This is a genomic window from Psychrobacillus sp. Z16_25, from assembly GCF_056856695.1.
In genome coordinates this window covers 244,556-259,368 of record NZ_JBXEOV010000003.1, presented here as the reverse complement: position 1 = coordinate 259,368, position 14,813 = coordinate 244,556, and the positions used below count along the sequence as shown (strand labels likewise).

Sequence of the window (14,813 nt, the reverse complement as noted above, 5' to 3'; positions counted from 1 at the left end):
ATGAAAAGTTGGAAAGACGTTCTCATAAAACCTCAAACAACAATACTAGAAGCGATGAAAATAATTGATGCGACTACTATGCAATTTGCAGCTGTTGTCGACAGGAATATGATTTTGCTGGGGACGGTAACTGACGGTGATATTCGGCGTGGGATATTAAAAGGTCTCCCACTGGACGCCGCAATAAGTGAAGTGATGAATACTTCTCCAATTTGTGAAAGAGAAGGGAACAATTCATTTTATTATAAAAAAAGAATGCGGGAAAGAAAACTAAAGCAATTGCCGCTAGTTTCAAATAACAATCTACTAAAATATATAGTATTTTCTGATGATTTGGAATTGATTTCAAATAAAGCTAATAAAGTAGTTTTGATGGTTGGAGGGCTCGGTACAAGGCTTCGTCCGCTAACAGATTCAATCCCTAAACCAATGTTACATGTAGGAAATAAACCAATTGTAGAAACGATAATTGAAAGTTTTAAAGCCCATGGTTTTACGAATTTTGTCTTTTCAGTTAACTATAAAAAAGAAATGATTATTGATTATTTTCAAGATGGAACCCATCTAGGTGTAAATATCGAGTACATTGAGGAATCAAAAAGATTAGGTACAGCGGGCGCTCTTTCTTTATTATCTGAAAAACCAACTCAGCCTTTCTTCGTGATGAATGGAGATTTGTTGACTAAGATTAATTTTGAACAGCTTTTAAATTTTCATAAAGAAACAAATGCGACTGCAACAATGTGTGTACGTGAATATGAGTATCAGATTCCATATGGAGTTATTGAGACGGACAATCATCAGTTGCAATCAATTGTAGAAAAGCCAATACACAAAAGCTTTGTGAATGCAGGTATCTATGTATTAAATCCTGTTGCATTGGAATATATCCCTAATGGAGATTTTTATGATATGCCAGAGCTATTAAAAAAGCTGATGAATGAACAAAACAAAGTATCGGCATTTCCATTGAGAGAATACTGGCTCGATATAGGTCGTTTAGATGATTATGAGAAGGCAAACATGGATTACAGTAAAAGTTTTCAATATGGTAGGCTAAAAAATGAAGAAATATAAATGTCTTGTTATTGGTTACGGGTCAATTGGTAAAAGGCATACTAAGGTATTGAAAGAACTAGGGCATCATGTAGCAGTGGTCTCTCGGAGAAAGATAGATTACGATTGTTTTTACAACAATCTTAATGAAGCTTTGCTAATAGAGAAACCAAGTTATATAGTGATAGCTAATGAGACTAGCGAGCATGAAATGACAATAAATCAACTAAGGAATTTCGGGTATACACAAAAAATACTAGTAGAAAAACCGCTGTTTCCGAATCTTATAAATATTGATTTAGATTTTGCTAAGTTGTATGTTGGCTATAATATACGTTTTCACCCATTGGTGCAAACACTTTTTAATGAATTAAAAAATTCAAATATCATATCAGTGTTATGCTATGTTGGTCAATACTTGCCATCTTGGAGACCTGGCACCGATTATACAGAATCATATTCTGCTAGCGTATCAAAGGGCGGGGGGGTTCTTCGGGACTTAAGTCATGAACTTGATTATCTACATTTCCTTTTTGGTGAATGGGAGGAAATGACATCCCTGGGTGGCAAGTTAAGTCATCTAGAAATCGATTCTGATGATCATTTTTCTCTAATTTATCATACCAAACAAGTATCACAGATTACGCTTCACATGAATTACTTGGACCATATAGTGCAACGAATGTTGATAATAAACACAGATAAATTTACATATAAAGCTGACTTCATTCAGAATACTTTGCAAATAAATGAAGAATTAATTCAATTTAATATCGAAAAAAATGATACTTATAAAAAACAGCATTTAGCTATTTTAAATGATGAAGAGAAGTTTTTATGCAACTATAAAAATGGTTTACGTGTTATTAAAATGATTGAGAAAGCTCAGCAAGCTTCAAAAGAGAAAGTGTGGGTGTCGAATGAGTAGAATTTGTACTATTTGTGCAAGAGGTGGCTCAAAGGGTGTAAAGAATAAAAATATAAAATTATTAGTAGGGAAACCTTTAATTGCACACAGCATTGAACAGGCAAAAAAAAGTGGTTTGTTTGATACGATAGCGGTGAGCAGTGATAGTGATGAAATATTAGCAATCGCTAAGCAATTTGGTGCCGATATATTGGTTGAAAGGCCCGTTGAACTTGCAACTGATCAAGCTGCAAAAATACCGGTGATTCAGCATTGTTTATTAACCGTGGAAAAGAGAATGGGTAAACAATTTGAAGTTATTGTAGATTTGGATGCTACAGCACCATTAAGAATAGTAGAGGATATTATACAATCAGTTCAATTATTTGAAGATAACTTAGATGTAGAAAATTTAATTACAGGTACACCATCTAGAAAGAGCCCATACTTTAATCTGGTTGAAGTAAACGAAGAAGGGTATGCTGATTTGTCTAAGAAGCTTGATAAAGTAATTGTACGCAGACAAGAAGCTCCTAAATGTTATGATATGAATGCCTCTATTTATATTTGGAAAAGAGAAATTCTGTTGAGTTCAACATCTGTATTTCAGTCAAAAACTATGTTGTATGAAATGCCTGAGGAACGATCAGTAGATATTGATACTGAACTTGATTTTGAGTTTGTTTCTTTTTTGGCAATGAAAAGAGGGGAAATATAATGCCTCAATCTTATATTGAGAAGTTTATGTTGAATGGGAAAAACGCTATTATAACTGGTGGTGCTGGTATATTAGGTAGACACTTTTGTTCAGGTTTGGCAGATGCTGGAGCAAACATTGCAGTGGTAGATATCAATTTGGAAGCAGCCAAAGATATTGCAAAATTTATTACAGAACGTTTTGGTGTAAAAGCTATTGCTTTTGAATGTGATGTTGCATCTGAGTCATCAGTAAAGAAAATGGTTGAATCAGTTCAAAACGAATTTGGTAAAATTCATATCCTACATAATAATGCTGCCGGAAAATCAAATGATTTAGATGCTTTTTTTGCTGACTTTGAAGATTACAAGCTTGATCAATGGAAAGAAATCATGGGAACAAACTTAGATGGAATGTTTCTTGTGGCCAAGCATGTTGGTAAAGTTATGAGGGAACAGGGAATAGGTGGCTCTATTATACAGACTTCATCTATATATGGTGTAATGGCCCCAGATCAACGAATATATGAAGGCTCGTATTACTTAGAACGCCAAATTAACTCTCCTGCTATTTATTCAGCTTCCAAAGCAGGAGTTATAGGGCTGACTAAATATCTTGCCACCTATTGGGCGCAGGAAGGTATTCGAGTTAATGCGATTACTCCTGGCGGGGTAGAAAGTGGACAGAACGATACTTTCAAGGATAAATATAGCTCTCGTATACCATTGGGACGGATGTCACAACCTGAGGAAATGGTAGGTGCACTTATTTATTTAGCATCTGATGCATCAAGTTATGTAACTGGACAGAACATCATTGTAGATGGAGGCTTAAATGCTTGGTAATTCCAAAGTATTAAGTATTTCGTTTTCTATTCTAATTGTAAAGATAAAATAATTTAAATAAAAAATTTTTAAAAGTAGTATTCAGAAAAGTTGTAATGCTGTTATTTTAAAAAAATAAATTAAAGTTTCAAAAGTTTAGGATGTAGATATTCGGCTTTCTGAACTCTTCAGTCCAAACCAAATTTGTGATTTAACGTAATAAAGTTCTAACACTTATATCTTAACTTCTTTTTTGGATAGCCGATATAATTTGTATGTGAGTGCTCTCAAATACAAGGAGGTATGGGAAATGGTAAATAATATTGAACGCAATGGGGTATCGATGCAAGGGAGTATAAAATTGGATCCTAAAGGACCTGACAAGGATGTCATGGTTGAAGAATTCCAAAAAATAGTGAACGGAACCATTGAAAAGGTTAACGATGGGAATCAGTTACCTGCCGAACAGGCAAAGGAAATAATGGAAAGCATGAATAAATTCTTGAAAGGTTCTAATTCAGAGCTTCGATTTGAGTTTCATGAAAAATTGAATGAATATTATGTTACAATCGTCGATCCCAAAACACATGAAGTTATTAAAGAGATTCCTTCAAAAAAATTGATGGATGCTCATGCTGCAATGCGGGAGTTCAATGGCTTGTTTGTCAATCACAAAATATAAGGAAGGAGTGACCGTTTGTGAAAATTGGTGGTTTAGCATCTGGAATAGATACAGACTCAATTATTAACGATTTAATGAAAGTACAAAGAATCCCACTTACGAAGGTTACACAGAAGAAACAAACGCTTCAGTGGCAACTAGACAGTTATCGTGCTGTAAATAGAAAAGTAAAAGAGTTCAGTGATAATATTTTCAACAATATGGTACTTTCAACCAAGTTTAGTGCGAAAATCACGGAAAGTTCTGCACCAAATGATGTTTCCGTTAAAAACAAAAACTCGACGAGCGATTTTTCGGGAACAATTAAAATAGAACAGTTAGCCAAAAATTCAACGATGCAGAGTGACGTAATAGCAGGAGGAGCCGGTAAACCGGCAACTACTACTATGGCAGATCTAGGAATTACGGGAACGAACATGAAAATAAGTGCCATAGATGAAAACGGAGTAATGCAGGAAAAAGAAGTTACTATTGCTTCAACAGATACCATTCAGAACGTAATGGATAAGATTACGAAACAAACAGGGGTTAATGCTTTTTATGATGCCAATTCTGGTCAAATTGCGCTATCTACAAAAAATGGAGGCGCTAATGCAAATGGCAGCAGTGAAATCGTTGTTTCTAGTGATGGGAACATTGCCCAAAGATTAGGTTTGTTCGGAAAATCTGTTGAGACTGCCAATAAGGGGCAAGTAGCGATATATACTGTAAATGGTCTTAGAATGGAAAGTTCAGCAAATACGGTTGTTGTCAACGGATATGAGTTTACCCTGAAAGCAGCAAATAATACTGATATAAACTTCAGTTCGAAGCCAGACACAGATGCTGTTTTTGAAAATATCGTTAAGTTTGTAGATGACTATAATAAATTGATAGATGAGTTGAATGGCCTAGTTAAAGAAAAAAATTATCGAGATTTTCACCCACTTTCAGCGGAAGAAAAGGCTGAAATGTCAGAAAAAGAAGTTGAATTATGGGAAGAAAAAGCAAAAAGCGGTTTGCTAAGAAACGATCCAGTTATTTCAGGCATGATAACACAGATGCGATCTGCACTTATGGGTTCCGTTAAAGATCAAGGTTCACTGAAAGATATTGGCATTGCGACCCCTGGTGGTCAATATGCTTGGCAAGATAATGGTAAACTAGTTGTTAATGAGACAAAGTTGAAGGAAGCCATTAACACTGATCCGGACAAAGTTCAAAAACTATTCGCGCAATCTGGCGCTACAGTGTCTCCAGGTAGTCCAACTGGCGAGCAAGGATTTGCAGTTCGTCTAAGAGCTATTGCAGAGAGTAGTTATAAAGAAATTCATAAACGAGCGGGAAGTGCTAGTTCCACGGAAGACTCATTTACTTTAGGACGAAATTTAAAAGAAATGAATAAGCAGATGGATAGGTTCCAAGATCGCTTAAAAGTAATGGAAGAACGTTATTGGAAACAGTTTACGGCTATGGAAAATGCGATTCAACGTGCAAATGCACAATCTGCTAACTTGATGAATGCTCTTGGTGGAGGCGCTTGATAAAAGTGGCAACAAAAAGGAGAGATTTTAATGGCTGCTAATAATCCATATGCAACGTATCAGAATAACTCAATAAATACATCGACGCCTGGCGAACTAACACTTATGCTGTACAACGGTTGCCTGAAATTTATCCACAAGGCTAAAAGTTCACTTGAAAATAATAATATCCAAGAGATGAATTTATCTTCTCAAAAGGCTCAGGCAATCGTAACTGAGTTGATGCTTACATTAGATACTTCTTATCCGGTATCTCAAAATATGCTTACACTATATGAATTTGTAAATAATCGCCTTATAGAAGGAAACATCAAAAAAGATGGTAAGATGTTCGATGAAGCAGCTGCAATCATTACTGATTTTCGCGATACATGGAAGCAAGTTATCCAAATTAACCGTCAAAAACAATACGGGGAAGTAAAGGAAATATGATTCGACCAGCAATGAAAGTTTGGCGTGAAGTGTCTGAGACTCTTTTGAAACTCACACAGCAGACGGACGAAGCAAGTCGAGATGAGACAATAGCTAATATTGAAAAGTGTTTAGATATCCGTGACCAATTACAATCACAAATAACTAGTCCGTATACTGCGGAGGAAGAAACCCTTGGTAAAGAACTTATAGCAATGGAAGAAAGTCTTCAGAAGAGCCTAGTCATATTCAACAATGAAATAAAAAAGAACCTTCACGACGCTAAGGCGAAAAAAAGTAATATAAAAAACTATGTTAATCCCTATAGTAATGTTACAAAAGATGGGACATTCTACGATACAAAAAACTAAGTCATAGAAAGGCTTGTGAGAAAGTAGTTTCTTTTTCTCACAAGCCTTTCTTCTTTCTAATGTTGAATTACTAACTCTTAAATTGATACTGCTTTAACAGACCTTCCAATTTCAATGCTAACCCCATACTTCCATCCACCTTCAGCTTGCCAAACATAAATGCAGCCGTCGCATTTAGATCCCCATTGATCAGCTTGATGAAGTCTTTGGAACTCATCGTCAATTTGCAGTCTGCTTTTTCAGATGTATCATCTGTCACAGTTGCAAGCCCGTCAGCTAATACAAGCTGTTTAACGGATGGTTCATCACCAGTCAGGTTGAACTCATAGCGAACATTTTGGTTCTGAATTGGTGCATTGTTCTCGTTCATTGTCTTTTCGATTAATTGCCATGTTTCATTCATTTCTTCATCCCCTTTAAAATATGAATGCTCATTCATTTATTATCATGACATATTCTCTGAGAATTTGCTAGATTTTTTATTTCCCAGGCAATATTTCGACATTGTCTTCACAATTCTGCCTTTTTAGCCGATAATAAAGAGAAAGGGGGAGAAAAGTATTGTGAAAAAAGTACTGTTTGTCTTCATTCTATTATTTGCTTTTTCGGGAGAAGTTCATGCTAATACAGTTTATGAAGTAAAAAAAGGCGATACGCTATCAAAAATAGCAAAGATTCATAAGGTAACTGTTCAAGACCTGAAGAATTGGAATAAGCTAAAGAAGGACAACCTTTCAATCAAGCAGAAGCTTGTAGTTCAAAAACCAAAAACATCCACTCCTGTAGTCAAGAAGCCAGTAGAAAAGGAAAAGCCGGTTGTACAGAAAGATTATCAGTTAGGAGTCCCTAATGTTTCTCCTGCTATCTCGGCAAGTAGTCAAACTACCTATCAGTTCTTAATAGATTTTGCTCATCGATTAGAAGGCATCCCTTATTTGTTTGGTGGTAATACAATGACTGGCTTTGATTGCAGTGGCTTTATTTATTTTATTCATTCTCAAGCTGGTGTTGATATTACTAGAAAAAGTAGCGATGACTACTTTAAAGAAACAGTTGTTGTGGTAGAGCCTATCCCCGGAGATTTAGTGTTTTTTCAAAATACATACAAAGCTGGAATCTCACATATGGGAATCTATTTAGGAGAAAATAGATTTATCCATGCGGGAACTAAAGGGGTAGAGGTTACGAATTTAGATAATGTTTATTGGCAGGAACGATTTGTTTCCTTTAATAGATTTCAACACATTCAATAGAGGGGGATTGTAGTCGGATGAGATGGACAATAGGGAAGAAGCTAATGCTTAGTAATCTAGCCATTCTCGTTATTTTATTAGCAGTAGGTCTTTTTAGTATTTTGACTTTAAAGGATGTTAGTGACCAATATAAGCTGTTGCTAGACGATCGAATGGAAAAGGTGAATTTAATTAAGGAAATTAAGGGAGCACAGAAGGATTCGGCTTCTCATCTTTTTGATCATTTGTTGACAAGCACAGATGCGTCCAAAAAGGGCGTGTTAGAAAGTGAGGAGTTAACGAAGAATTTAACAACTGAGCTTATAGAAGGTATCTCTGAGCCAAAATCTGTTGATTTATTAAACGAGTTTGAGAATAAACTAAATGTCTTTATTTCAACGAATGAAACTATTATTGCAGCGAAAGCAGCTAAGGACCAAGCAACGTTAAATACAATGACGACAAACTCGAAAAATATTAATCAAACGATGGTTGGTATTTTAGAAAAAGTAGAACAGAATCTTCAAGAGGAAATGTTGGCAACGAGAGCGGAAATTGATGATTTTATGGAAGGGGCATCTATCTTAGTTATTGCTGTATCGCTGGCAGGCGTTGTGTTAGGGATGTTACTTGCCTATGCTGTAACGAAAAGCATTACGAGACCAATTCATAAAGTGACAGACAGTCTAAAGGAAATAGCAAGTGGCAATTTGACGGTATCCTCCATACATATTAAAAATAAGGACGAGACTGGCGAGATGGCATCTGCTTTTAATCGAATGACAGAGGATTTGCGTTTAATCGTTACAAATGTAACAGATTCCTCGCTTAAGCTTGCAGCAAATGCAGAGGAGCTTTCAGCAGGAGCAGAGCAAAGCTTAGCATCGTCCCAACTTGTAGTAAAATCTGCAGGAGATCAAGTAGCATCTACTGACTCACAAATGAGTCATATGGACACTTCTGTGCAAGCCATGAATGAGCTTAAAAACGGAATTGACGAAATTTCTACAAGCAATGAGGACATGCTGCATTCCACAACAGAAGTACGTGAACTAATTGGAACCGGTTCAGAGGTGGTTGCTTCTGTTGCCGACCACATGAATACCATCCAAACTACGATTCATGAAGCGGCAGGAATCGTGACAGATATGGCAAAGCATTCAAATGAAATTCAAAGTATCACAGCCTTAATCAGTGATATTTCAGAGCAGACAAATCTCCTCTCCTTAAACGCTGCTATCGAAGCGGCAAGAGCAGGGGAGCATGGAAAAGGCTTTGCAGTTGTAGCGGAAGAAGTTCGCAAGCTAGCAGAGCAATCTAAAAACTCCGCAGCAGAAATTGACCGAATGATTGCGGTCATTCAAGCCTCCTCGAACAAAGCAGTCAAAGCGATAGCTGTCGGAGAAGAAAAAGTCGAGCAGGGAATATCTAAAACAGATGAATCACTAGAAGTGTTCAACCAAATTGAATCGGCCGTATCAGGAGTCAATGATAAGGTTCAATCTGTCTCCAGTGCCGTTCATCAAATCCAAGAAATCGCAGCAATGGTATCAGAGGGATCCAAAGAGGTTCAACGCCTTGCAGCAATCGTAGCGGACGGAGCGAACGACACAAGCGCCGCAACAGAGGAGCAGCTAGCAGTAAACGAGGAAATCACAGCAAACGCCCAATCCCTCGCAAACCTAGCAGAAAACCTCCAAGACACCATCAGCCATTTTAAAATATAAGAGCAACCCCCGTCCACTTGGTGGATGGGGGTTTTTGTTGGGTTAGGGGGACGGTGACAGGGATGGCTTTGAATGAAGAGAGATTACATAGAGGGTGATGACCGTCCTATTGATAGCTTCCAGTAGGGCGAGTGTAGCGAAAGTCTGTGACCGTCTTTTAAAATGAGAAGGGTATTGAGTGGAGGTTGGAAGCAAAATGGTAATACGTGCGGTTAATCCAGATTTACTTGCAGTTTAAGAATCGTTACTTGTGCTTAAGTAACCTTTACTAGCGGTAGCCAGGAGCTTACTTGCGATTGTCAAACTTTTTAGTTGCTCTTATTGATCAAATAGTTGCGCTAACCCATAATTTAGTTGCACTTTTGCTTGCTTTAGTTGCTCAAAGGGATATATTGATAATTTGTGTTTTCGATTGGTTGCAATTAAAGTTTGAGTGGTTGATAGCGTTACTGCTAGCGGAGAGTCAGGAGTTTAATGCGGACAAAAATTTAAGATACTCACCTATTTCAAGACACTGATCAAAATCACTATGCAAGTAGCCTCTCCAAGTGGTTCGGAGCGGCACCGACGACTCCTGTGGGAACGCACGAGGGAGAGACCTTGGCTCGACCCGTGCCCACGGAAAGCGTCGGCGCAGCGTAGAACCGAAGGTTAAGAAAATAAGAAGGATAAACATCTTCTTAAGACACAAAATCATACTTGCAAAATTTCAAACTCCAAATCTCCAGTCCTCTCTCAAAATAAATCTCCCATCAATCCGTCAAATTTCTAAAACTTTTAATAAAAATTTTTTCTATATGCAAAATGCGATATATCACCAATGTAAGCGATTACATAATAACCAAATATTCTAAACTAACTGAAAATTTGTAAAAAGCCTGTTGACTCTTGGTTTTGAGGGAGGTATGATAGCTTCAATATATTTTTATTGCAAGAAAATTCACAAACTTATTGATGGAATTTTCTAGATATAAATGACTACTCGGCAAAAGATTTAGGAGAGATGTTTATGAGAAGTGACATGATCAAGAAAGGTGTTGACCGGGCACCACATCGAAGCTTACTTTACGCAACCGGGGTCAAGACAAGAGACTTAGATAAGCCGTTTATCGGTGTATGTAACTCCTATATAGATATCATTCCAGGGCATATGCATTTAAATAAATTCGCCGAAGTGGTAAAAGAGGCAATTCGAGAAGCAGGCGGAATTCCGTTTGAGTTCAACACAATCGGTGTAGATGACGGCATTGCGATGGGGCATATCGGGATGAGATACTCGCTGCCAAGTAGAGAGCTAATTGCCGATTCAGCGGAAACAGTTATTAACGCACATTGGTTTGACGGCGTGTTCTACATTCCGAACTGTGACAAAATCACACCAGGCATGCTGATGGCAGCGGTGAGAACGAATGTCCCAGCGGTATTTGTTTCGGGAGGACCGATGGAAGCAGGAGTGTCCCAGGACGGGAAGCAGCTTTCCCTTACTTCCGTATTTGAAGGAGTCGGCTCCTATAAGTCTGGTGGGATGACAGCAGAGCAGCTGCTCGACATTGAACAGAATGCATGTCCTACTTGTGGGTCTTGCTCTGGAATGTTTACAGCAAATTCGATGAACTCTCTAATGGAAATGCTAGGTGTGACACTTCCGGGTAACGGAACGATTGTTGCAACGTCTGATGAGCGACACGAGTTAATTCGGGAGGCTGCGAGACATTTGATTCGCATGGTAAAGGAAGATGTGAAGCCGAGAGATTTGATTACGAAGGAAACGATTGACGATGCGTTCGCGCTTGATATGGCGATGGGCGGCTCTACGAATACAGTGCTTCATACACTGGCGATTGCTCACGAGGCAGAAATTGATTACAACGTTAGTGACATTAACGAGGTTGCGAAGCGGATTCCTTATTTATCAAAAATCATGCCGGCATCTGATTACTCCATGCATGACGTACATCTTGCAGGAGGCGTAAGCGCCATCATCAAAGAGCTTTGTGAAATACCGGGCGCTGTCCATCCGGATCGACTCACGATTACAGGGAAGACACTCTATGAAAATGTGAAAGATTGCGAGATTACGAATGAGCAAGTCATTCGAAGAAAAGAAAATCCTTATAGTCCGGTTGGAGGCTTATCCGTACTATTCGGAAATATTGCTCCTGAGGGTGGGGTTATCAAGGTAGGAGCAGTAGATCCATCTATCAAGGACTTTACGGGGAAGGCAATCGTGTTTGATTCACAAGAGGCTTGCCAAGAAGCGATTGATAATGGAACTGTGCAAGAAGGGCATGTGGTGGTCATACGCTACGAAGGTCCAAGAGGAGGCCCGGGAATGCCGGAGATGCTAGCTCCAACTTCTGCGATTCAAGGACGTGGACTTGGAACGAAGGTTGCGCTCATTACAGACGGAAGGTTTTCCGGAGCATCGAGAGGTATATCTATCGGTCATATTTCTCCGGAAGCAGCAGACGGTGGTCCAATTGCGTTAGTAGAGGATGGAGATATTATTTCAATCGACCTAACGGAAAGAACGATTGAGCTTCAGGTAAGTGAAGAGGAGCTTACAAATAGAAGGGCAAAGCTACCGCCATTTGAGCCGAAGATTAAAAAAGGATACTTAGCAAGATATTCGAAGCTTGTTACTTCAGCTAGCACTGGTGGAGTAATGAAAATATAAAACTACATAGACAAAGCGTTGATGAGGTTAAAGGAAGAGGAGCATTGTATTCACAGAGAGTCGGTATTGCTGGGAGCCGACAATACAACCTTTTCCGACATCCCCTCGGAGTGAGGTGCTGAACGGAGTAAAGTCCTAAGGCATTTCCGGGAGCAGTGAAGGACTGCCCCGTTAGAAAAGGATATACGGTTTTTCGCCGTATGTTCATGAGGCAGCATTGCTGCGAATTAGGGTGGTACCATGAAAGAATTTCATCCCTATGCAAACGAACGAAGGTTTTTTTGTATGGGAAGAGATTCTTTCTTTTTTTACAACTAATTACTGGACGAATAGGAGGAAACAGATGATGAAAATGACTGTGGAAGCCGAGCAATTAAGGACCGAGCCGTTTAGTGAAGAAGTCGCCAAAAGGAACGGGGCTGAGGTTTTTATTGAAACGTTGAAAAAGCATCAGGTGGAAGTAGTATTTGGGTACCCGGGAGGTGCAGTTTTGCCAATCTATGATGCGCTGCACAAGAATCCGATTAAGCATATCCTCGCAAGGCACGAGCAAGGAGCCATTCACGCGGCAGAGGGCTATGCACGGGTTTCTGGAAAGGTGGGAGTGGTCATCGCAACCTCTGGACCTGGTGCAACGAACGTGGTCACAGGGATAGCAGATGCCATGATGGACTCCATTCCACTTGTAGTGTTTACAGGGCAGGTTGCTACAACGGTCATTGGGACAGATGCCTTTCAGGAGGCGGATATTATAGGCATTACACAGCCAATCACGAAGCACAACTATCAGGTGAAGGATGTAGCAGACTTCCCGAGGATAATAAACGAAGCATTTCACATCGCATCCACTGGTCGTCCAGGACCCGTTGTCGTAGATATACCGAAAAATATGGCATTAGCCATTTTTGAAGAGCAGGTGGAGGAGGAAGAAAAGGTTTGCCTTCCAGGCTATCAGCCGACGACCTCTCCAAACTTCTTACAAATACAAAAGGCGGCTCTTGCCATCTCCCAAGCGAAGCAGCCATTGATTCTAGCAGGAGCAGGTGTTTTATTCGCAAAAGCAACAGACGAGCTAGCAGCGTTTGCGGAGAAATATCAAATTCCGGTGGCCAATACATTGCTAGGACTAGGATCTATCAAAGGAGACCATCCTCTATCCCTTGGAATGGCAGGGATGCACGGAACATATACAGCGAACATGGCCATTCAGACCTGTGACCTGCTCATTAACATTGGCGCTCGATTTGATGATCGACTGACAGGGAATTTAGCACATTTTGCACCGAATGCAAAAGTCATTCATATTGATATCGATCCAGCCGAGATTGGAAAAAACGTCCCAACAGAAATTCCGATAGTGGCGGATGCGAAGGAAGCATTACAGGCACTGCTCAATCAGAACGGTCCAAATGGCAACACTGCCGCATGGTTGGAGAGCCTTAAGGCGAATCAAAAACAGTATCCGCTATTCTATGAAAATGCACAGGAAAGTGGACTTCTGCCACAGCAGGTGCTAGAGCTAATTCAAGAATATACGGGTGGAGAGGCAGTCATTACAACGGATGTAGGTCAGCATCAGATGTGGACCGCTCAATATTACAAATTTGCGAGCCCACATAATTGGGTGACCTCTGGTGGACTAGGGACGATGGGCTTTGGTTTTCCTGCAGCGATTGGTGCTCAAATCGCAAAGCCGGACGCAAAGGTGGTCTCAATAGTAGGAGATGCAGGCTTTCAGATGACGCTTCAGGAGCTATCTCTTTTACAGGAGCTTAGAATTCCGGTAAAGGTCATTATTTTGAACAATCAAGCACTTGGAATGGTGAGACAGTGGCAGGAGACCTTCCATGGAGAGCGCTATTCTCATTCATTGATCCCAGTCCAGCCAGATTTTATGAAACTGGCAGCAGCCTATGCCATCAAGGGATACAAGATTGAAACGCTGGAACAAGCGAAGGAGCAGCTGAAGGAGGCACTCGAATCCGATGAGCCCGTCTTAATTGATTGTCGAGTGGTACAAAAGGTAAGTGTATACCCGATGGTTGCTCCAGGGAAAGGCTTGCATGAAATGATTGGGGTGAAGCCAGAGTGAGACGAATGATAACGATCACAGTAATCAATCAAAGTGGCGTGCTGAACAGGGTGACGGGATTGTTGATGAAAAGGCAATTCAATATTGAAAGCATCACAGTCGGGCACACAGAACAACCGCAGATTTCCAAGATGACGATTGTCGTCCATGTGGAGGATAAACAAAAGCTTGAGCAGCTTCTCAAACAGTTACAGAAGCAGGTAGATGTACTAAAGGTACAGGATATTTCGGATAAAGCGATTGTCGTTCGAGAGCTGGCGCTCATAAAGGTCGTTTCTCCTCCGGCAGTAAGGGCGGAAATCAATAGTATCGTAGAGCCGTTCCGAGCACAGACAATTGATACAGGAAAGAACGTCGTAACCTTTCAAGTCACTGGGCATTCAGAAAAGATAGATGCATTCATTGAGCTAGTAAGGCCTTATGGAATAAAAGAGCTTACGAGAACCGGTGTCACTGCCTTTGTAAGGGAAACACAAAAGGCTCCTGCGCCACAGCTATCCATTTTACAATAAAGTGAAATTTTGATTGGTAGGGGTTTTCTTTCATCCCCCAGCAATCATTAGTTGAACCAATCGGGCTTTTAGGGACAGTTGATCTCCCGCTTAGCTGTTTCA

14 protein-coding genes are annotated in these 14,813 nt (G+C 39.7%); 13 read left to right on the top strand and 1 reads right to left on the bottom strand.

Annotation, left to right across the window (positions count from 1 at the left end):
- The 8 genes from AC1VU3_RS05770 (at position 1) to fliT (ending at position 6,471) form a co-directional block, all read left to right on the top strand.
- Positions 1-1,077: a nucleotidyltransferase family protein gene (locus tag AC1VU3_RS05770; RefSeq protein ID WP_482983010.1), complete on the top strand. Its 1,077-nt coding sequence runs from the start codon at positions 1-3 to the stop codon at positions 1,075-1,077.
- Positions 1,064-1,984 carry a Gfo/Idh/MocA family protein gene (locus tag AC1VU3_RS05765; protein ID WP_482983009.1) on the top strand — a complete coding sequence of 307 codons (921 nt, stop codon included), beginning with the start codon at positions 1,064-1,066 and terminating at the stop codon, positions 1,982-1,984. Before AC1VU3_RS05770 ends, AC1VU3_RS05765 begins: the two co-directional genes overlap by 14 nt.
- Positions 1,977-2,681: an acylneuraminate cytidylyltransferase family protein gene (locus tag AC1VU3_RS05760; protein WP_482983008.1), complete on the top strand. Its 705-nt coding sequence runs from the start codon at positions 1,977-1,979 to the stop codon at positions 2,679-2,681. Before AC1VU3_RS05765 ends, AC1VU3_RS05760 begins: the two co-directional genes overlap by 8 nt.
- On the top strand, positions 2,681-3,505 hold the full coding sequence (locus AC1VU3_RS05755; RefSeq protein WP_482983007.1) for an SDR family oxidoreductase: 825 nt from the start codon (positions 2,681-2,683) through the stop codon (positions 3,503-3,505). Before AC1VU3_RS05760 ends, AC1VU3_RS05755 begins: the two co-directional genes overlap by 1 nt.
- 289 nt (positions 3,506-3,794) lie before the next feature.
- The gene (locus AC1VU3_RS05750) at positions 3,795-4,166 is read left to right on the top strand and encodes a flagellar protein FlaG (RefSeq protein ID WP_482983006.1); all 372 of its coding nucleotides are present in this window, start codon (positions 3,795-3,797) and stop codon (positions 4,164-4,166) included.
- 17 nt (positions 4,167-4,183) lie between these two features.
- Positions 4,184-5,689, top strand: coding sequence for a flagellar hook-associated protein 2 (locus AC1VU3_RS05745; protein WP_482983005.1), 1,506 nt, complete (start codon positions 4,184-4,186; stop codon positions 5,687-5,689).
- Between the two features lie 30 nt (positions 5,690-5,719).
- Positions 5,720-6,121 carry a flagellar export chaperone FliS gene (gene fliS / locus AC1VU3_RS05740; RefSeq protein ID WP_482983004.1) on the top strand — a complete coding sequence of 134 codons (402 nt, stop codon included), beginning with the start codon at positions 5,720-5,722 and terminating at the stop codon, positions 6,119-6,121.
- Positions 6,118-6,471, top strand: a complete 354-nt coding sequence (gene fliT, locus AC1VU3_RS05735; protein WP_482983003.1) for a flagellar protein FliT — start codon at positions 6,118-6,120, stop codon at positions 6,469-6,471. The genes fliS and fliT overlap by 4 nt, the downstream gene beginning before the upstream one ends.
- A 70-nt stretch (positions 6,472-6,541) precedes the next feature.
- Here the strand turns inward: fliT and AC1VU3_RS05730 are convergent, their stop codons facing one another.
- Positions 6,542-6,874, bottom strand: a complete 333-nt coding sequence (locus AC1VU3_RS05730) for an SCP2 sterol-binding domain-containing protein (RefSeq protein WP_482983002.1) — start codon at positions 6,872-6,874, stop codon at positions 6,542-6,544.
- 160 nt (positions 6,875-7,034) lie between these two features.
- Here AC1VU3_RS05730 and AC1VU3_RS05725 point away from each other — a divergent pair, with 160 nt between their 5' ends.
- From AC1VU3_RS05725 to ilvN, 5 genes are all read left to right on the top strand, one after another.
- On the top strand, positions 7,035-7,724 hold the full coding sequence (locus AC1VU3_RS05725; RefSeq protein WP_482983001.1) for a C40 family peptidase: 690 nt from the start codon (positions 7,035-7,037) through the stop codon (positions 7,722-7,724).
- Positions 7,725-7,741: 17 nt separating this feature from the next.
- Complete coding sequence (locus tag AC1VU3_RS05720) at positions 7,742-9,430, top strand: methyl-accepting chemotaxis protein (protein ID WP_482983000.1); 1,689 nt, start codon at positions 7,742-7,744, stop codon at positions 9,428-9,430.
- 1,009 nt (positions 9,431-10,439) lie between these two features.
- Positions 10,440-12,107, top strand: a complete 1,668-nt coding sequence (gene ilvD, locus AC1VU3_RS05715; protein WP_482982999.1) for a dihydroxy-acid dehydratase — start codon at positions 10,440-10,442, stop codon at positions 12,105-12,107.
- A gap of 352 nt (positions 12,108-12,459) precedes the next feature.
- Entirely contained in the window at positions 12,460-14,199 is a 1,740-nt protein-coding gene (gene ilvB / locus AC1VU3_RS05710; protein WP_480388880.1) for an acetolactate synthase large subunit, read from the top strand.
- Complete coding sequence (gene ilvN, locus AC1VU3_RS05705; RefSeq protein ID WP_480388825.1) at positions 14,196-14,711, top strand: acetolactate synthase small subunit; 516 nt, start codon at positions 14,196-14,198, stop codon at positions 14,709-14,711. The genes ilvB and ilvN overlap by 4 nt, the downstream gene beginning before the upstream one ends.
- Positions 14,712-14,813 lie beyond the last annotated feature (102 nt).

Bases quoted from the DNA above. Each gene is read 5' to 3' on its own strand.
- AC1VU3_RS05770 (WP_482983010.1), top strand. From the start codon at position 1: ATGAAAAGTTGGAAAGACGTTCTCATAAAACCTCAAACAACAATACTA.
- AC1VU3_RS05765 (WP_482983009.1), top strand. From the start codon at position 1,064: ATGAAGAAATATAAATGTCTTGTTATTGGTTACGGGTCAATTGGTAAA.
- AC1VU3_RS05760 (WP_482983008.1), top strand. From the start codon at position 1,977: ATGAGTAGAATTTGTACTATTTGTGCAAGAGGTGGCTCAAAGGGTGTA.
- AC1VU3_RS05755 (WP_482983007.1), top strand. From the start codon at position 2,681: ATGCCTCAATCTTATATTGAGAAGTTTATGTTGAATGGGAAAAACGCT.
- AC1VU3_RS05750 (WP_482983006.1), top strand. From the start codon at position 3,795: ATGGTAAATAATATTGAACGCAATGGGGTATCGATGCAAGGGAGTATA.
- fliS (WP_482983004.1), top strand. From the start codon at position 5,720: ATGGCTGCTAATAATCCATATGCAACGTATCAGAATAACTCAATAAAT.
- fliT (WP_482983003.1), top strand. From the start codon at position 6,118: ATGATTCGACCAGCAATGAAAGTTTGGCGTGAAGTGTCTGAGACTCTT.
- AC1VU3_RS05730 (WP_482983002.1), bottom strand. From the start codon at position 6,874: ATGAATGAAACATGGCAATTAATCGAAAAGACAATGAACGAGAACAAT.
- AC1VU3_RS05720 (WP_482983000.1), top strand. From the start codon at position 7,742: ATGAGATGGACAATAGGGAAGAAGCTAATGCTTAGTAATCTAGCCATT.
- ilvD (WP_482982999.1), top strand. From the start codon at position 10,440: ATGAGAAGTGACATGATCAAGAAAGGTGTTGACCGGGCACCACATCGA.
- ilvB (WP_480388880.1), top strand. From the start codon at position 12,460: ATGACTGTGGAAGCCGAGCAATTAAGGACCGAGCCGTTTAGTGAAGAA.